This window comes from Microbacterium sp. 1.5R, assembly GCF_007667425.1.
Classification (GTDB): Bacteria; Actinomycetota; Actinomycetes; order Actinomycetales; family Microbacteriaceae; genus Microbacterium.
Genome location: NZ_VDRC01000001.1, coordinates 1,596,596 through 1,613,417, shown reverse-complemented (window position 1 = coordinate 1,613,417; position 16,822 = coordinate 1,596,596). Strand labels below are relative to the sequence as shown.

Here is a 16,822-nt window from a genome sequence, read left to right as displayed (position 1 = left end):
AGCATGACCGAGTCCGTTCCCCGCCGCGCCAGCCTGGAAGTGCTGCGCGCCGAGGCGTCCGACGAACTCGCCGTGCTCATCCAGGAGCGCCTGCTGGGCGGTGAAGACCCGTGGGAGTTCATGGAGGAGCTGCCCAGCGTCGACGAGCTCGTCGTGTATCTGCTCCGGGCCGACAACATCACCGCCAACGACGGTGTGCGCCCGAATGAGGCCCGCCACTACCGCGTGCTCCGTCAGATCGCTCTCGAGTACCCCGAGCTCACACCGGCCGTGTGGGGCCTTCTCGACGAGAAGCAGCGCCATCGGCGCTGGGATCCCACGATCGCCGACGCCTCCTGACGGCGCCGCAGGGAGCGCAGGGAGCGCAGCGATGCCACGGATGCTCGTCGACTACGACCCCGCATGGCCTTCGCTGTTCGCAGCACTGGCAGACGGCATCCGCTCTGCAGGTGATGGTGACTGGATCGTCGAGCACATCGGGTCGACGGCTGTTCCCGGGATGCGCGCCAAGCCCGTCATCGACCTCGCCATCCGAATCCGCGATCACGAGGACTTCGAAGCCCGGCGACCCGATCTCGAGGCCTCCGGCTGGGCTCTCGGCAGCTCGGTCACGACGCATCCGGTGATGGTGCGGGAGAGCGACGGCATCCGTTCGGCCATCGCCCACTTCTTCACCGCGGCCGAGTGGGATACGGTGAACCAGCGAATTCTCCGCGACTGGCTGAGGGAGAATCCCGCGGACGCGGCGCGATACGCGCGTGCGAAGTGCGGTGCGGTCGCGGCGGCCGCGCGGGGCATCTCGTCGTACAACGCTGCGAAGACGCCGGTCATCCAGGACCTCGTGGATGCCGCTCGCGACGCCCGGGGGCTGCCTTCTGTGCCGGTGTCGGACAAGCACGTGGCCCCGCGGACGTGAGAACGGGCCGCCACCCCGAAGGGTGACGGCCCGTGGGCTCATGACAGGGGATCAGCCGATGTAGGCGGCGAGATCCTGCTCGAGGGCGTGCTTCGGCTTTGCGCCGATGATGGTCGTCTTGACCTCACCGCCCTGGAACACCTTCATCGCGGGGATGGAGGTGATCTGGTACTGCATCGCCAGCTGCGGGTTCTCATCCACGTTCAGCTTCACGATGGTGATCTTGTCGGGGTTGTCGGCCTGGATCTGGTCCAGCACCGGCGCGACCATGCGACACGGACCGCACCACTCGGCCCAGAAGTCCACCAGCACGGGACCTTCGGCCTGCAGAACGTCCTGCTCCCAGGTCGCCTGGCTCGTAGCCTTTGCACTCATCAGAGTTCTCCTTGATTCGAGGTTCGCCTGCTACAACAGCGGGCGAGTGGAAAGTGTTCCCGACCGGTCAGGCGGTGAGGATCTCCGCCGCCTCGGCGGCCGGCACCTCGACCGAGGCATCATCGAAATCCGCGAGGAAGTGCTCCGCGTCGAGAGCGGCGACCGTGCCGGATCCGGCAGCCGTGATGGCCTGGCGGTAGGTCGGGTCGATGACGTCGCCCGCCGCGAACACACCGGGCACCGAGGTCTTCGACGACCGACCGTCGACCCAGATCGTGCCCTCGGGGGTGAGGTCGAGCTTGTCGTGCACGAGGTGGGTGCGGGGGTCGTTGCCGATCGCGATGAAAAGACCGTCCAGGGCGAGCTCGCGCGCCGACCCGTCGACCGTGTCGCGCAGCTGCACACCGGTGACCGCGTCGCCGCCGAGTACCTCGACGACCTCGCTGTTCCACACGAACTCGATCTTCTCGTTCGCGAACGCGCGCTCCTGCATGATCTTCGACGCCCGCAGGGTGTCCTTGCGGTGGATGACGTAGACCTTGTCGGCGAAGCGGGTGAGGAACGTGGCCTCTTCCATCGCCGAGTCGCCGCCGCCGACGACCGCGATCGTTTTCTCGCGGAAGAAGAACCCGTCGCAGGTGGCGCACCAGGAGACGCCGTAGCCCGAGAGTCGCTCTTCGCCCTCGATGCCGAGCTTGCGGTACGCCGATCCGGTCGCGTAGATGAGCGACTGCGCTTCGTGCACTGCGCCGCTGCCGAGCGTGACCTTCTTGACGGTGCCGGCGAGGTCGAGCTCGGTGACGTCGTCGTAGACGACCTCGGTGCCGAACTTCTCGGCCTGCTCCTGGAACTTCGCCATGAGCTCGGGGCCCTGGATGCCCTCGGGGAAGCCGGGGTAGTTCTCGACCTCCGTGGTGTTCATCAGCTCGCCGCCGACCTCGACCGAGCTCGCGATGAGCAGCGGGTTGAGGTTCGCGCGCGCCGCGTAGATGGCGGCGGTGAATCCGGCGGGGCCGGAGCCGATGATGATGACCTGACGCATGTGCTCTCCGTGATCGAGGCGTTGCAGAGACGTCGGTGGACGCTCGACTGGTTCAACCAATGGTAACCGCGTCGCATTCCCTCGTGCGGGGGCTCAGCGACCGGGCAGGAATCGACGAAGCAGCGACCCGGCGACGCCCAGCTCGGGGGCGCGGAACAGGGCGAGGATGCCGAGGTAGACGACCACCACGGCGATGCCGATGATGCCGGTTCCGAGAGCTCCCTGGAGCTTGTCGGCTGTGGTCCATCCGGCGGGTCCTCCGAGCAGCAGGAAGACCCCCCAGCCGGCGAGACCGGCTGGGATCCCGGCGATCGCGAAGCGGCCGATGGCGGTGAGCCAGGAACCGACACGCAGTCCGCCGATCTTGCGGTGCAGCAGCCAGGTGGCGACGACCGTCTGGATGGTGCTCGCGATCGACTGGCCGAGCGCGATCGTCGCGGCGACGGCCGTGACCTCGATCACGTCGGCGGCGAGCAGCCATTGTGCGACCAGAGCGCTCAGCACCACGAGCACGCACTGGAACAGCGTGAACCAGAACGGCGTGCGGGTGTCGCCGTAGGCGTAGAACGTGCGCTGCACGATGAACAGCACCGTGAGCGGGATCAGGCACACGAGGAACCCGAGAAGCACGAGGGCGGCCGCCTCGGCATCCGATGCCCTGTTCGTGAAGACGCGCGAGGCCGGGATGGCGGCGGCGGCGACCGCGGCGACGGCGGCGACGATGAAGAAGAGAAGGGTGCGGATGCTGCGCGCGATGTCGGCTCGCACCTCGTCGTCGCGGCCCGCAGCCGCGTGCTCGCTGATCTGGGTGAAGTACGGCGTCCCGATCGACAACACGATGATCGAGTACGGGAGCATGAAGATCAGCCACGCGTACTGGAACGTCGCGACCGACGCCCCCTTGCCCGCCGCTTCGATGAGGATCTGGGTCTGCACGAGTCCGGCGAGCAGGCTCGTCAGCGCCATGAAGAAGGTCCAGCCGGCCAGCTTGCCGACGTCACCGAGCCCGACACCGCGCCACCGGAAGTCGGGGCGCAGCGACAGCCCGGTGCGTCGCCAGAAGATCAGCAGGATCGCGGCCTGGATGAGGATGCCGAGGGTCGCCGTTCCGCCGAGTGCGGCGATCATCTCGGGCGTCCAGTCGGAGACGCGCGTGAGCGGACCGCCGAACACGGCGCCGATCACGAGGAACCCGATGATCGACACGATGTTGTTGACGACGGGCGCCCAGGTGAAGGGGCCGAAGATGCGGCGGGCGTTGAGGGCCTCGCCGAGCAGTGCGTAGAGGCCGTAGAACAGGATCTGCGGCATGCACCAGTACGCGAAGGCCGTGGCGAGAGCGAGGAGCTCGGGAGTGCCCTTCGTGCCCGCGTACAGCCAGACGAGCCATGGCGAGGCGATCGTCGCGACGCCGGTGATCACGACGAGTGCCACCGTGCCGAGCGTGAACAGCTTCGAGATGAACGCGTTGCCGCCGTCGGCATCCGCCGTCGCCTTGACGATCTGCGGGATGATCACCGCCGTGAGGACGCCGACCGAGATCAGGGAGAAGACGTTGTTCGGCAGCTGGTTCGCGACGGCGAAGGCGTCGGCGGCACCCGCACCCACCGAGCCGATGACCGTGACCAGGACGATCGTGCGCAGGAGCCCCGTGACGCGGGAGATCATCGTGCCCGCTCCGATGATGGCGCTGGCGCGGCCGAGACTACTCATTCGACTCCTCGATGGCGACGGCATCCGCCGCGTCTGCTGCACGCTTGTCGCGGCGACGACGCACGATCGTACGGATCGTGCCGAGTCCGAGCAGCAGCACGATCAGTGCGCCGAACAGGACGAGCCCGATGGTCTCCCATTCGGCGCGCACCGACACACGCACGCTCTCCGGCTGGCTGATCGGGACACCGGTGGGACTGGAGAGCTGCAGACCCAGGCGCAGCTCACCGCTGCCGACGCGAGCGGAGACGGGTACCTTGATGCGGGTGCTCGCGTTGGGCTGCAGTGTCGCCTCCGTGACCGACTGCACCTCGAGACGCGGGTCGCTGGGTGAGACGGTGAGTCGCACGTTGACCGGCCATGGAAGGTCGTTGCGCACCGAGAACGGCAGATCGGCGTTCGCCGAGAGGAGCTGGATCGTGCTCGCCGGCGGGATGTCGACGGCGGCGAGGGTGTCTCGAGTGGCCTTCTGCACGTCGGCGACGGCCTCGGCGAACGCCTTCGCGCCGAGTCCGACGGCGGTGGCGCGCATGATCTGCATGCGTTTCGGGCTCAACATGTCCTGCGGGTCGTCGAGGATCGTCGAGAAGTCGCCGAGCACCGCTTCGTCGGCGAGCATCCGCTGCAGGTCGCTGCCCCGCGCGGCCTCTGCCTCGGCCTCGGTCGCGAGGGTCGTGGTCGCGGCGGGCGCGGCGAGGATGCCGGAGAGGGTGAACCCGACCGTGTCGACCGAGCCGATCGTCTGCTTCAGCGCCTCGGTCGATCGGGTGTCGTCGCGGCTGAGACCCACCAGGACCGGCGCCGTGGAGCTCGCCGTGCCCGAGAAGAAGAGATGAGCGCTGGCTAAGGCGAGGAGGCCCTGTCGTGCGGCCGCGTCGTTCTGGCTGGCTGCTCTCGACAGGGCGCCGGACGCCGCGGCATCCGTCACCAGCACGCGGTGACCGCCGATGAGGGAGTGACCGCCCACCGTGCCGGTGGTGGCCGATGAAGACAGGATGGTCAGTGCGTCGTCGCCGAGGTAGGTCGAGAAGGTGTCGAGGTCGGCACCGGAGACGTCGCTTCGCGGCCAGGCGATACCGTCGATCGCTCCGTCCACGGCGACCAGGGTGGCGTCGTCGGGGAGGGCGGGGCTGCCGTCGGCGGGCTCGGGAGTGGGGTCGGTGACGGCGTCGGTGGGCGTCGGCGTCGGCGTGGCCTCGCTCGAGAAGCGGCTCGGATCGAGGTAGGGCGCGAGAGTCGTCGGCGACAGGGGAGCAGGAAGGCCGGCGTGCGCCTGCGTGGTCAGGTCGGCGTCGCCGAACTGCAGGGCGAATCGCTCGTTGGGCAGTGCGTCGAGCCGCCGCAGCCACTCGACGGCCGGAGCGGGGGCCGCCGAGCCGAGCACGCGGATCGACGCCGGGATGGCAGGGTCGATCGCCAGCACGGCCGAGGTGCCGGTGACGCCCTCGAGCACCGCCGTGAGCGCGCCGTCAGCGGCGGTGAGCAGGTTGAGCTCGTCCGAGGTGAGGAGCGCACCCCCGGCCGGGGTGGCGGTGATGGGCACCAGCACCGCGATCGGGGCCGAGGCCGGCGGGGTGACGACGAGGACGGACGTCGAGACGACATCGTCATCGACGTCGGCGGTCGCCGCACCGGTGAGCGTCGCGCGCAGCGGGTAGACGCCCGGAACCAGGTCGCCGAGGGTCTCGGCGGGGATGAAGATGCTGGTCGTGGCGGAGGCGTCGGCGTCGACGGGGGTGGTCGTCTCCGATCCGACCTCGTCGAAGGGCCCCGCCGCCTCAGCGTCGTCGAGCCAGCTCTCGAGCGATGTCTCGTCGCCCAGCGGCGTGCGGCCGATCTCGACGGTCGCACGTCCGGCCGGCAGCTCGGATGCCGACTCGTTCTGCACGGTGACGGCGGCCGTCGTCGCGCTACCGGGAGCCACCGTGCCGCGCATCCCCGCGGAGAGGTGCAGTTCGACGGTGGATTCGTCGCCGGAGGTGTCGGCGACGGCCGGCGCGACGCCCCCCGTCGCCGAGAGCCCCATCACGGCGGCAGCGACGACGGCACCGCGCGCCAGGCGGTGCAGGCGCGCGCGCAGGCCGTTCTCGGAGGTGCTCGCGGTCATGGAGGTCTTTTCTCGAGCGCCGTGTTCTCAGGCCGCTCGTGAGTCGTGACCTTGTGATTCTAGGCGTCCGGCCGAATGAGAACCCTGAAGACGCGTAGAGTGACGGCCGTGTCCGACACCCCAGCGCCCGTCCCCGATCAGACCCTGAGCGCCCGGCTCGCCGCCGATCTCGACGCCGCCGATCTGCGATCGGAACCGCTTCGACGGCTCTGGGGCGAAGAAGCGGATGACGCGCTGGCGCGCGGAATGCGGGAGCCCATCCTTCGCGCGACGGCCGGGGACCAGGGCGTGCTCGCCACCCTCGGACGCCTCTTCGTGCTCGGGATGCCGCAGCCGACGGCATCCGTCTCCGCCGCCCTGCCGCGGCTGGGCCTCGACGGCCTCGTGGCTCTCGGTCTCGCGCGACAGGAGGGCGACGTCGCGGTGCCGACCGCGCTGCTGCGCCCGCAGTCGTTCGTCGACGCCGAGGGAATGGGCGAGTGGTGGATCGCCAGCGACCTCGACGAGACGGCCCTCGACGGCGCGCTGCCGCCCGATCACGTGCTCGGCGTCGGCGGAGCGTCTCGCACCCTCGCCGAGATCGTGATGCCGGTCGAGGTCGACCGCGCTCTCGACCTCGGCACCGGCTGCGGCATCCAGGCGCTCCTCGTCTCGCGCCACGCGGGTGCCGTCGTCGCGACCGACATCTCGGCGAGGGCGCTCGCCTACGCCGAGCTGAACGCGCAGCTGAACGGCGTCTCGAACATCGAGTTCCGGCTGGGCAGCATGTTCGAGCCCGTGGCGGGGGAGGCGTTCGATCTGATCATCTCGAACCCGCCGTTCGTCATCACTCCGCGCGTCGAGGGCGTGCCCGAGTACGAGTACCGCGACGGCGGGCTCGTCGGCGACGCCCTCGTCGAGCAGTTCGTGCGCGCGGCGCCGCGGTTCCTCACCGTCGGCGGAGCCGCGCAACTGCTCGGCAACTGGGAGTCCCGCGGCGGCCAGGCCGAGCTCGCGCGCCGCGCCGGTCTCGACCGACTGTCGTCGTGGGTGCCCGATGACCTCGACCTCTGGGTCGTGCAGCGCGAGGAGCTGACGCCGCTCGGCTACGCGGAGCTGTGGATCCGCGACGGCGGCACCACCCCGCGCGATGCCGCCTTCACCCCGCTGCTCACCGCATGGCTCGACGACTTCGCGCAGCGCGGCGTCACCGGGGTGGGGTTCGGATACATCCTCATCAGGCGCCCCTCCGCAGCGGCGCCCCTGCGTCGCCTGGAGCGCGTCACGCAGCCGGTGTCGAACGTCGGCGGAGCGCTGCGCGCCGGCCTCGCAGCCCACGACCTGCTGGCCTCGGGACTGCCCACGACGCTCGTCACCGCATCCGACGTCACCGAGGCGCGGCACCTGCTGCCCGGCAGCGACGACCCCAGCATCATCGAGCTGCGTCAGGGCGGCGGGTTCGCGCGGACGGTATCGGTCGACCCCGCCCTCGCGGCGTTCGTCGGTGCGTGCGACGGAGAGCTCACCGTGATGCAGATCGCCGCCGCGCTGTCGGATCTCTTCGAGGTGCCGTTCCCCGCTCTCTGGGCCGACCTCGAGCCGCGCATCAGGGCGCTCGTGATCGACGGGTTCCTGGCACCGGCGGCTTCGGCGTGAATGAGGGCGCGGAATACCCCGTGGCATCCATGCGTTCGAATACACCATGAAGGCTTTCGGATTCCTCTCTTTCGGGCACTACGCCGATGTGCCCGGCTCGGCGACCCGCACGGCGGGCGACATGCTGAAGCAGACGATCGAGATCGCGGAGGGCGCTGACGAGATCGGTGTGAACGGCGCCTCCGTGCGCGTGCACCACTGGGCACGCCAGGCGGCATCGCCCATGCCGGTGCTGGCGGCCATGGCGGCGCGCACGAAGCGGATCGAGGTCGGCACCGGCGTGATCGACATGCGCTACGAGAACCCGTTCCAGTTCGCCGAGGAGGCGGCCGCCCTCGACCTCATCGCCGACGGACGCATCGCACTCGGCGTGAGCCGCGGGTCACCCGAGACCGCGCTCCGCGGCTACGAGACGTTCGGCTTCCATGACGAGGAGGACCCCGAGCGCGGCGGCGTGCTCGCCCGGGAGAAGTTCGACCTCTTCCTGCGCGCGATCGACGGCGAGGGTCTCGCTCCGGGTGATCCGCGGATGGTGGGCGCGGGGCGCTACCTGCAGATCGAGCCGCAGTCGCCGACCCTGCGCGATCACATCTGGTGGGGGTCGGGGTCGCGCGCGACCGCCGAGGAGACCGGTCGCAAGGGCCTCAACATGATGAGCTCGACGCTGGTGACCGAGGCGACGGGACAGCCGTTCCATGAGCTGCAGCGCGAACAGATCGACCTGTTCCGCTCGGCGTACAAGGAGGCCGGGCACACCGGTGCTCCGCGCGTCTCGGTGAGCCGCAGCGTCTTCCCGCTCGTGTCCGACATGGACCGCGCGTACTTCGGTCTGCGCAGCGAGGAGAACGCCGACCAGGTCGGCATCATCGACGGCTTCCGGTCGACGTTCGGCAAGACCTACGCCGCCGAGCCCGACGTGCTGATCGAGCAGCTCAAGGCCGACGAGGCGGTCATGTCGGCCGACACCCTGCTGCTGACGATCCCGAACCAGCTCGGCCCCGCCTACAACCTGCACGTGCTCGAGGCGTTCGCCGAGCACGTCGCGCCGGCGCTCGGCTGGAAGCCGAACACGGAAGGGCCGGTCCAGGGCGACCCCGTCTGAGGTCACAAGACGAAAGAGAGGGGCGGATGCTGCGGCATCCGCCCTTCTCTTCTTCTCGACGCAGTATGCCGATACTCTGGCCGCATGCGTGCGCCGAAGAGAGCAATCCTGGCAGGGGCCGTCGCCCTCGCCGTCGTGCTGGTGGGGGCCATTCCCGCCGCCGCAGCCACCACCACCCGCTGGGCGACATGGGAGCCGCTCTCCGGCACCGGCGGTGCGTACGAGACGTCGATCGAGGTCGCCGCCAACCCCGCGATCACGGCGACGATGACCAGTGACTCGCGCGCCGGCAGCGTGGGCGTCATCTCGGGTGCATCGGTGTGGTTGTCGGCGAGCACCGACGTCGGTGCGAAGTACGGCTCGAGCCGGAATCAGCCGTACCTGAACCTGCGGCCGAAGGCCGACAACGCCACGAGCCCCTCCACCACCACGTACTCCTTCGACAACCCCACCCCGTCGTCCGGATGGACGTTCGTGCTCGGCGACATCGATGCAGACGCGGTGCGCATCCAGGCGATAGGTCCGGACGGACAGCTGCTCACCGCGGAGGAGCTCGGATTCCGGGGTGGCTTCAACTACTGCGCGCCCGGGCTCGTCGGCAAGCCCTCCTGCACGGGCGACGCCGACGACGTGCCGGACTGGAACCCCGAGGCGCTGACCCTGACGGGCAACGCCGCCGCGGCCGACACCAGCGGATCCGCCGCCTGGTTCGAGCCGGCCGCCCCCATCAGCTCCCTCAGCTTCATCTTCACCCGCCGCTCGGGCTTCCCCGTCTACCAGACGTGGTTCGCCTCGATCGCCCGCGACATCACGGGAACCGTGACCGACGTCGCCGACGGACCGCTCGACGGGGTCGAGCTGAGCCTCACCGACGCGAACGGCCGCGTCGTCGCGACCACCACCACGGAGGCCGGAGGCACCTACTCCTTCCCGGGGTACGTGGCGACCGACGGATACACGGTCCGGGTCGTCGCGCCGGCGAACAAGGTCGCCGTCGGAGCGAACACCAGGCAGGTGGACCTCACCGATGCCGACGCCACCGCCGACTTCCAGGTGCGGACGATCGTGCCCGTCGCCGTGACAGGGCGCGTGACCGATGCCGATGAGACGGGGCTCACCGGGGTGACGGTCTCGATCGACGGCGCGCAGACCACCACGACCGACGACGACGGGTATTACCTGTTCGACACCGTCGCGGTCGGTGGTCACACCGTGGTCGTCACGCCCCCGCCCGGATACTCCATCACCGACCCGACACAGATCATCGCCGTGCCGTCGGACAGCGAGCAGCCCATCGAGAACGTCGACTTCGCTCTCGTCGAGAACCCGACTCTCAGCGGCACGGTGCTCGCGAACGGGGAGGGCGTTCCCGCCGTCACCGTCACCGCGTCCGCACCGGGCGAGTCCGCGGTCTCCGCGATCACCGACGCGGACGGCGACTACTCGTTCCCGCGCCTGCCCGCCGGCGCCTACGAGGTGACCGTGACCACCCCCGACGGGTACATCGCGACCAGCGCGACCACACGCGCCGAGAACGTCGCAGATGAAGACGTGGTCGACGTGGACTTCGAGCTCGCGCGCCTCGGTGCGATCGACGGCGTGGTGCGCGGCGACGGCGGCACGCCGGTCGAAGGCGCCGTCGTCACCGTCACCGGCGGCGGCACCACGCAGGAGCTGACGACGGATGCCGCGGGCAACTACGGACTCGGCGAACTGGTGCCCGACACCTACGAGATCGCCCTCACGCCGCCCTCCGGCACGAGCGTCGTGGGGTCAGCGACGCTCACCGTCACGATCACCGCGGCAGGCGAGGCTTTCGTCGACCAGGACTTCACCGTCGCGGCAGTCGACCCCGGAGAGCCGGGGAACCCGGGAGAGCCGGGGGAGCCGGGAGAGCCGGGGGAGCCGGGGACTCCTGGTGAGCCGGGAGAGCCGGGGACTCCTGGCGAACCGGGGGAGCCGGGTGAGCCGGGGACTCCGGGCGAACCGGGTGAGCCGGGCGAACCGGGGGAGCCGGGTGAGCCGGGTGAGCCAGGAACTCCGGGTGAGCCGGGAACTCCGGTCGACCCGGGAACGCCGGTCGACCCCGGAACTCCGGTCGATCCGGGTACGCCCACCGACCCCGGTACGCCGACGGCTCCGGGCACGGGCGGAGTCGTCGTGACTCCCGACCCGGATTCCGGAACGCGGCTGCCTGCGACGGGGCTCACGCCCGACACCTTCGTGTGGGCCGGTGCGGGCGCCGGTGTGCTCGTACTGGGCGGCGTGCTCGTCGCCGTCTCCCGCCGCCGTGCTCGCCGCGACGGAACCGACGTCGACGCCTGACGCGAGGACTCGCGGGTATACTCAAAGTATGACCACGACGATCAAGGTGAGTGACAGTCTGCGCGATCGCCTGAAGATCCAGGCGGCGGGCGAGGGGCGCACGCTCGGTGCGCACCTCGAGCGCCTCGCCGACGCGGAGGACCGTCGGCGACGGCTCGCCGCGGTGAAGGACGCCGTCGCACACACGTCCGCGGCGGACTCGGCGAGCTACGCAGACGAGACCGCCGAGTGGGAGCAGCTCGACCTTCCTGCTGCGCAGTGACGGGACTCGAACTGCTGCCAGGCGCCGTCGCCTGGGCCTCCCTGACTCCCGTGCGCGGTCGCGAGCAGGGAGGACATCGACCGGTGCTCGTCGTGGCGTCCGCCGCGTACCTGGACGCGGTGACGACCCTCGTGATCGCGCTGCCCATCACGACCGTCGACCGGGCCTGGCCGAACCACGTGCCGGTCGACGGCCCGAGCGGGCTGGACCGCCCCTCGTGGATCATGACCGAGCAACCGCGGACGATCTCGCGAGAGCGCCTCACCGGTATCGCGGGCTCGGTCACTCCTTCGTGCCTCGATGCCGTGCGCACCTGGCTCGGTGACTTCTTCGATCTCTGAGCCGTTCAGGCGCGCCCGGGCGGACCGAACAGCTCCTCGCCGTGCTCGTGCAGCAGGCGGTAGGCGTCGGCGAACGTCTTGGGCTCCGGCTCGTCGGGGCGCCCGTACTTCGCGATCAGCAGGCCGAGCAGTCCGCGAGCGGGGGGAGTGAGCGGCTTCATCTGCGCCTCGACGCCGTCCTGCGGCGTGCGCTCCTCGGGGTTCGGCGGCGTGTAGGCGGGTGTCGTGATGGGCCAGTCGGCCGGATGCCGTGGCTTGTCGAGATTCACGACGGTGAAGAGCGTGTTCGCCGACTGATCGCGGTCGTTGAGAGGCGTCAGACCGTGCAGCCGCGACAGCGTCGCCGTCACGGAGCCGTGGTGCATCTCGTCGTGGATGATGGTGTTCCGCTTCGTGTAGGCCGACACCGCGATGGCCGGCACCCGGCATCCGAGCCGATCGAAGGTGAAGTCCATCTCGCCCGGCCCGGTGTCGTCCGTCGGCTTGGTCGCGGCGGGCGGGGGGACGTGGTCGTACGTGCCGCCGTGCTCGTCGAAGGTGATGAGCAGCAGCGTGTTGACGGCGTTCGACCCCTTCGGTGAGGCGCTGGTGCGGATCGCCTCGTAGATGTCATGGATCAGCCGGTCGCCGGCGCGGACGTCGGAGATCGCACTGTCGAACACCTCGCGTCCGTCGACCTCGCCCTCACGGGGCGATCCGAACGGCGGGTGGAAGTCGTTGTGGTCGTAGACCATGCGCGGCTCGATGAACGCGTACGCGGGGAGGGTGCCGTTCTTCGCGTCGGCGTAGAAGTCCTCCATCGTGCCGAAGTGCTCGGTGCGCCAGTACTTCTCCAGGACGGCCGCATGCAGCATCCCGGTGTAGGAGACGAGCTGCAGCTTGTCGATGTAGATCTTCCAGCCGACCTTCTCGTCCTCCAGCCGGTTGAACACCGTCGGGGCTGCCGGCGCGGAGAACCACTTGCCGAAGCCCGCTCCGCCCTGGTTGGTGACGAATCCGTGCGAGGTCGAGGCGTGGAAGAACGAGCGGTTGCAGAAGGTCTGCGACGGCACTCCGGCGAACCAGTGGTCGAACACGGCGAACTCGGTCGCGAGAGTCGACAGCACCGGCAGCATCTCGGGCGAGAACGACCCCATGATGTGCGCCGCCTCGGCGGGCTTCGGCGGTTCGCCCCGGCGCAGGCGGCGGAAGTTGATGATGTAGTCCTCGAGGAACCCCGACATCGTCGCCTTCTCGCCGTGCGTCGGCGCGTTGAAGGGAGCCGTCATCTGCTCGGCGAACAGATCGGCGTTGCCCTTCGGGTCGACGGTGCCGAAGATCTGCGTGTTGACGTGCGGATACTCCTCGCCCGGGTCCGGATCCGGGTAGCTCATGATCCGGTCGGTGTCCCCCGTGTAGATATGAGCGTCGACCACGGTGCCGTCGGATGCCGTGTTGCTGTGCGTCCCGAACGCGAGGCCCTCGAAGGTCTCGCCCGCCGGCAGGGTCTCGGCCGTGTAGAGGTAGCCGAGCAGATTGTCGAACGAGCGGTTCTCGCCCATCACGACGACGAGGTGGTCGAACCCGGGCTCGCTGCGCGGGGTCAGGGCGGAGAAAGGATCGGGGTCGGCGGCGAAGCCGTCCCTCGAGCTGCCGGCGACGCTCGCGCCGATCGCCGCTCCGCCCGCGCCGCCGACGACGGCCCCCGCGAGCGCCGCACCGCCCATCTTGAGGAAACCGCGCCGTGAGGTGTCGCCGGAACCCCGCTTCTCGTCTGCCGCCACGAGCCCGATCCTAGGCTCACTCCCGCCGAGGCGCACCCGTGTCCTGCGCGCGGATCCGGTGCGGCCGGAGGACGGAGAGCCCCCGGCATCCGCCCGCGCGTCCGCGCCCGACGCGCCGGCCTTCACGGCCGGGCCCGGGTTTTCCAGCCCCCGAAGCCCCCCGGGTACTCTGGAACCCATGCTCAACATGGCCGACGGCCTCGCCCGCCTCGGCGCGCTCGCCGAGAATCCGGTGGTCCGCACCCTCGCCGACGCGTTCGCCGCGGCGGGTTTCGATCTGGCGGTCGTCGGCGGCCCGGTGCGCGATGCGATCCTCGGACGCGAGACGCACGATCTGGACTTCACGACGAACGCGCAGCCGGACGACATCCTGCGCATCGTGGCGCCCGTATCGACCGCGCAGTGGGACATCGGCCGAGCCTTCGGCACGATCGGCGCCCGCGTGCAGGGCGAGCAGGTCGAGATCACGACCTACCGGGCCGACAGCTACGACGGCGTCACCCGCAAGCCGACCGTGGAGTTCGGCGACACGATCGACGGCGACCTCGTCCGCCGCGACTTCACCGTGAACGCGATGGCTCTGCAGGTGCCGGCGGTGAAGCTGGTCGACCCCACGGGCGGTGTCGAGGACCTCGTCGCCGGTGTGCTCCGCACCCCGGCCGACCCTCAAGTGTCGTTCGGCGACGATCCGCTGCGGATGCTGCGCGGTGCGCGGTTCAGCGCCCAGCTCGGGTTCGCGATCGACGACGCGACGACAGCCGCGATCGAGCAGCTGCGCGGCACCCTGTCGATCGTGAGCCCCGAGCGCATCCAGTCCGAGCTCGTACGGCTCATGCAGACGGACGACCCCGTGCGCGGCATCCGCGTGCTCGTCGACACGGGTCTCGTCGACGAGTTCCTGCCCGAGGTCAGCGCACTGCGCCTCGAGGTCGACGAGCACCATCACCACAAGGACGTCTACGAGCACTCGCTCACCGTGCTGCGGCAGGCGATCCAGCTCGAGCACGCACGGCATCCTGGGGCAGCCCCCGACGTGCCGCTGCGCATCGCCGCCCTCCTGCACGACATCGGCAAGCCGCGCACGCGCAAGCTCGAAGACGGGGGAGCGGTCACGTTCCACCACCACGACGTCGTCGGGTCGCGCATGGCGCGCAAGCGGCTGCAGGCCCTTCGCTTCGACACGGCCACCACCGACACCGTCGCGACGCTCATCGAGCTGCATCTGCGCTTCTTCGGCTACGCCGAGGGCGCATGGACGGATGCCGCGGTGCGCCGTTACGTGCGCGACGCCGGCGACGAGCTCGAGCGCCTGCACATCCTCACCCGCGCCGACGTCACCACGCGCAACAGGCGCAAGGCGTCGCGGCTCGCCTCGGCCTACGACGACATCGAGTCGCGCATCGCGACGCTGCGCGAGCAGGAGGAGCTCGACTCGATCCGCCCGGAGCTCGACGGCAACCGCATCCAGGAGGTGCTCGGCATCCGCCCCGGCCGCGAGGTCGGCGAGGCGTACCGCTTCCTGCTCGAGCTGCGCCTCGACGAAGGCGTCATCGGGACGGATGCCGCCGAGCAGCGCCTGCGCGAGTGGTGGGCCGCGCGGGGCTAGGCCGCCGCGCCTCGTCGTCGTCCTCGTCGACGTCGCTCGTCCCCGCCAGCGCTTCCCACACGAGGTGCGAGATGTCGACAGAGATGAACTTCTCCGACTCGGTCACGGGACGGGTGTCGGGGTGGGCTCCGGGGGGCTCGATGGAGACGAGGTGTCGACCGGCTCGGGTGTCGGCGTCACACGCGGAGCCTTCTGGAACGGTGGTTCCGGACGGTCGAGGGTCGGCATGCGCGGCATCATGGTTCTCGTGTCGAGGTCGGCCTCGTCGAGAGGGTAGGTGTTCCAGATGGGCCTGCCGCGGTAATCCTCGGCGGGGACGGTGACCCGGAGGCCGTCATCCTGCAACCCGAACTCGTGACCGCGGCCGTTCGCGGAATCCACGATCTCGCCGTTCTCGTCCATGAAGAGTTGACCGCCCGCTGAACCGTACAAATCGAGCGGCGTGCCTTTGCCGGTGAAGAGCTGCACGCGGTCGATCAGATCGCCATTCTCGTCGTAGGCGAAAATGTTGTTGATCTGGACACCGTCAAGCGTCAGACCACTCTGTGGGTAATCCTGGCCGACGTACTCGACGCGCGGGGAGAGCGCGACCGGCAGTGCCGCCACCACGGCGAGGGCCGCCAGAAGGTTCAGGGCCGCGTGCGCGCGTTTTCCGACGCTGCGCTTCAGACGCTTCCCGCTGCCCCATTGCACGCTCAGCACCCCCAGCAGGATGACCGCGCCCCACTCAGGAAGCGAGTCGGGAACCATCCAGTGTTCGCGCCCATTGCCCATGACCACGACGAAGAGGATGAGGACGTAAAGCCCGTAGCCGCGCAGTGCCCACCACGCCGGGCGCAGCGTGACGCACAGGTCGAGAAGCCAGGCTCCGATCGGATTGCGACGGATGCCGGCGGTCAGTCGCTGCCGGGTCGCGAGGAGCCGCTCGCCTAGTCGTGGACGGCTCTGGATAGCGCCGCGGGGCGGGAGGCCGGCGGCCGAGCGGAGCTCCTCCGCGTACGAGGCGGGGTCACCGAGATCGAGCATGCCGCCGTTGTCGTCGGCCTGATCGGCGAGGTCGGCCGTGAGCCCGCCGATGATCTCGTCCAGTTCGTCGGGCGGGAGGTCGTCGAGGTGCTGACGTACGGCGGAGGCGAACGAGCGGATGCGCTCGTCGGTGGAGGCGATGGTGTCGTTCATCGGTTCTCTCCGTTCGTGGGAGCGATTGTGGTGTCGGTGGTGAGCAGCACGGACATCGCTCCGGCGAAGTCCAGCCATGTGCCGGCCTGCGAGTCGAGGGCGGCACGCCCCTGCGAATTGATCGCGTAGTACTTCCGGTGGGGGCCGCCGTCGGACGGCACGACGTAGCTCGAGAGGCTGCCCGCCGCGTACAGGCGTCGCAGCGTGCCGTACACGGAGGCGTCCCCGACGTCACCGAGGCCCGCGTCCCGCAACCGCCTGACGATGTCGTACCCGTATCCGTCCTCCGAACGCAGGACCGCGAGCACCGCGACGTCGAGCACGCCCTTCAGCAACTGCGTGGTGTCCATCCGTCCTCCTTCATTGCGATGCACACTACCATGCAGTGCACAGTAGTGTGCAATAGAAGAGTGGATCCAGGTCACGAAACACCGGGGACACCGCGCGCACAACCCG

15 protein-coding genes are annotated in these 16,822 nt (G+C 69.7%); 8 read left to right on the top strand and 7 right to left on the bottom strand.

Annotation, left to right across the window (positions count from 1 at the left end):
- The first annotated feature begins 3 nt into the window (after positions 1 to 3).
- Together FSY98_RS07775 and FSY98_RS07770 are read left to right on the top strand one after the other, a co-directional pair.
- Complete coding sequence (locus tag FSY98_RS07775) at positions 4 to 339, top strand: tryptophan synthase subunit alpha (RefSeq protein ID WP_096713593.1); 336 nt, start codon at positions 4 to 6, stop codon at positions 337 to 339.
- 31 nt (positions 340 to 370) lie between these two features.
- The gene (locus FSY98_RS07770) at positions 371 to 916 is read left to right on the top strand and encodes a GrpB family protein (RefSeq protein ID WP_144875481.1); all 546 of its coding nucleotides are present in this window, start codon (positions 371 to 373) and stop codon (positions 914 to 916) included.
- Between the two features lie 51 nt (positions 917 to 967).
- On the opposite strand, the gene trxA is transcribed toward FSY98_RS07770, so the two are convergent.
- The 4 genes from trxA to FSY98_RS07750 all read right to left on the bottom strand — a co-directional run bounded on the left by trxA (position 968) and on the right by FSY98_RS07750 (position 6,153).
- Positions 968 to 1,291, bottom strand: coding sequence for a thioredoxin (trxA, locus tag FSY98_RS07765; RefSeq protein ID WP_144875479.1), 324 nt, complete (start codon positions 1,289 to 1,291; stop codon positions 968 to 970).
- A 67-nt stretch (positions 1,292 to 1,358) separates the two neighbouring features.
- Entirely contained in the window at positions 1,359 to 2,333 is a 975-nt protein-coding gene (trxB, locus tag FSY98_RS07760; protein ID WP_144875477.1) for a thioredoxin-disulfide reductase, read from the bottom strand.
- Between the two features lie 93 nt (positions 2,334 to 2,426).
- Positions 2,427 to 4,046: a murein biosynthesis integral membrane protein MurJ gene (gene murJ / locus FSY98_RS07755; protein WP_144875475.1), complete on the bottom strand. Its 1,620-nt coding sequence runs from the start codon at positions 4,044 to 4,046 to the stop codon at positions 2,427 to 2,429.
- Positions 4,039 to 6,153: a DUF6049 family protein gene (locus FSY98_RS07750; RefSeq protein ID WP_144875473.1), complete on the bottom strand. Its 2,115-nt coding sequence runs from the start codon at positions 6,151 to 6,153 to the stop codon at positions 4,039 to 4,041. The genes murJ and FSY98_RS07750 overlap by 8 nt, the downstream gene beginning before the upstream one ends.
- 75 nt (positions 6,154 to 6,228) lie before the next feature.
- Between FSY98_RS07750 and FSY98_RS07745 the strand changes: the two genes are divergently transcribed.
- From FSY98_RS07745 to FSY98_RS07725, 5 genes are all read left to right on the top strand, one after another.
- A complete protein-coding gene (locus FSY98_RS07745) occupies positions 6,229 to 7,788 on the top strand; it encodes a methyltransferase (RefSeq protein ID WP_144875471.1) in 1,560 nt (519 codons plus the stop codon).
- Between the two features lie 46 nt (positions 7,789 to 7,834).
- Positions 7,835 to 8,890 carry an LLM class flavin-dependent oxidoreductase gene (locus tag FSY98_RS07740; protein WP_144875469.1) on the top strand — a complete coding sequence of 352 codons (1,056 nt, stop codon included), beginning with the start codon at positions 7,835 to 7,837 and terminating at the stop codon, positions 8,888 to 8,890.
- 84 nt (positions 8,891 to 8,974) lie between these two features.
- The gene (locus tag FSY98_RS07735; RefSeq protein ID WP_144875467.1) at positions 8,975 to 11,215 is read left to right on the top strand and encodes a carboxypeptidase regulatory-like domain-containing protein; all 2,241 of its coding nucleotides are present in this window, start codon (positions 8,975 to 8,977) and stop codon (positions 11,213 to 11,215) included.
- A gap of 28 nt (positions 11,216 to 11,243) precedes the next feature.
- Positions 11,244 to 11,477, top strand: coding sequence for a hypothetical protein (locus FSY98_RS07730; protein ID WP_144875465.1), 234 nt, complete (start codon positions 11,244 to 11,246; stop codon positions 11,475 to 11,477).
- Entirely contained in the window at positions 11,474 to 11,818 is a 345-nt protein-coding gene (locus FSY98_RS07725) for a type II toxin-antitoxin system PemK/MazF family toxin (RefSeq protein ID WP_186307578.1), read from the top strand. Before FSY98_RS07730 ends, FSY98_RS07725 begins: the two co-directional genes overlap by 4 nt.
- 5 nt (positions 11,819 to 11,823) lie before the next feature.
- On the opposite strand, the gene FSY98_RS07720 is transcribed toward FSY98_RS07725, so the two are convergent.
- The gene (locus tag FSY98_RS07720) at positions 11,824 to 13,581 is read right to left on the bottom strand and encodes an alkaline phosphatase family protein (RefSeq protein WP_260857315.1); all 1,758 of its coding nucleotides are present in this window, start codon (positions 13,579 to 13,581) and stop codon (positions 11,824 to 11,826) included.
- Positions 13,582 to 13,759: 178 nt separating this feature from the next.
- Between FSY98_RS07720 and FSY98_RS07715 the strand changes: the two genes are divergently transcribed.
- Complete coding sequence (locus tag FSY98_RS07715; protein ID WP_144875463.1) at positions 13,760 to 15,187, top strand: CCA tRNA nucleotidyltransferase; 1,428 nt, start codon at positions 13,760 to 13,762, stop codon at positions 15,185 to 15,187.
- A 102-nt stretch (positions 15,188 to 15,289) separates the two neighbouring features.
- Here FSY98_RS07715 and FSY98_RS07710 read toward each other — a convergent pair whose 3' ends face one another.
- Positions 15,290 to 16,366: a hypothetical protein gene (locus tag FSY98_RS07710; protein WP_144875461.1), complete on the bottom strand. Its 1,077-nt coding sequence runs from the start codon at positions 16,364 to 16,366 to the stop codon at positions 15,290 to 15,292.
- On the bottom strand, positions 16,363 to 16,716 hold the full coding sequence (locus tag FSY98_RS07705; RefSeq protein ID WP_144875459.1) for a PadR family transcriptional regulator: 354 nt from the start codon (positions 16,714 to 16,716) through the stop codon (positions 16,363 to 16,365). The genes FSY98_RS07710 and FSY98_RS07705 overlap by 4 nt, the downstream gene beginning before the upstream one ends.
- Between the last annotated feature and the right edge of the window lie 106 nt (positions 16,717 to 16,822).

Excerpts from the sequence above, each read along its gene's own strand:
- FSY98_RS07775 (WP_096713593.1), top strand. The coding sequence starts at position 4 with ATGACCGAGTCCGTTCCCCGCCGCGCCAGCCTGGAAGTGCTGCGCGCC.
- FSY98_RS07770 (WP_144875481.1), top strand. The coding sequence starts at position 371 with ATGCCACGGATGCTCGTCGACTACGACCCCGCATGGCCTTCGCTGTTC.
- trxA (WP_144875479.1), bottom strand. The coding sequence starts at position 1,291 with ATGAGTGCAAAGGCTACGAGCCAGGCGACCTGGGAGCAGGACGTTCTG.
- trxB (WP_144875477.1), bottom strand. The coding sequence starts at position 2,333 with ATGCGTCAGGTCATCATCATCGGCTCCGGCCCCGCCGGATTCACCGCC.
- murJ (WP_144875475.1), bottom strand. The coding sequence starts at position 4,046 with ATGAGTAGTCTCGGCCGCGCCAGCGCCATCATCGGAGCGGGCACGATG.
- FSY98_RS07750 (WP_144875473.1), bottom strand. The coding sequence starts at position 6,153 with ATGACCGCGAGCACCTCCGAGAACGGCCTGCGCGCGCGCCTGCACCGC.
- FSY98_RS07745 (WP_144875471.1), top strand. The coding sequence starts at position 6,229 with ATGAGAACCCTGAAGACGCGTAGAGTGACGGCCGTGTCCGACACCCCA.
- FSY98_RS07740 (WP_144875469.1), top strand. The coding sequence starts at position 7,835 with ATGAAGGCTTTCGGATTCCTCTCTTTCGGGCACTACGCCGATGTGCCC.
- FSY98_RS07735 (WP_144875467.1), top strand. The coding sequence starts at position 8,975 with ATGCGTGCGCCGAAGAGAGCAATCCTGGCAGGGGCCGTCGCCCTCGCC.
- FSY98_RS07730 (WP_144875465.1), top strand. The coding sequence starts at position 11,244 with ATGACCACGACGATCAAGGTGAGTGACAGTCTGCGCGATCGCCTGAAG.
- FSY98_RS07715 (WP_144875463.1), top strand. The coding sequence starts at position 13,760 with ATGCTCAACATGGCCGACGGCCTCGCCCGCCTCGGCGCGCTCGCCGAG.
- FSY98_RS07710 (WP_144875461.1), bottom strand. The coding sequence starts at position 16,366 with ATGAACGACACCATCGCCTCCACCGACGAGCGCATCCGCTCGTTCGCC.
- FSY98_RS07705 (WP_144875459.1), bottom strand. The coding sequence starts at position 16,716 with ATGGACACCACGCAGTTGCTGAAGGGCGTGCTCGACGTCGCGGTGCTC.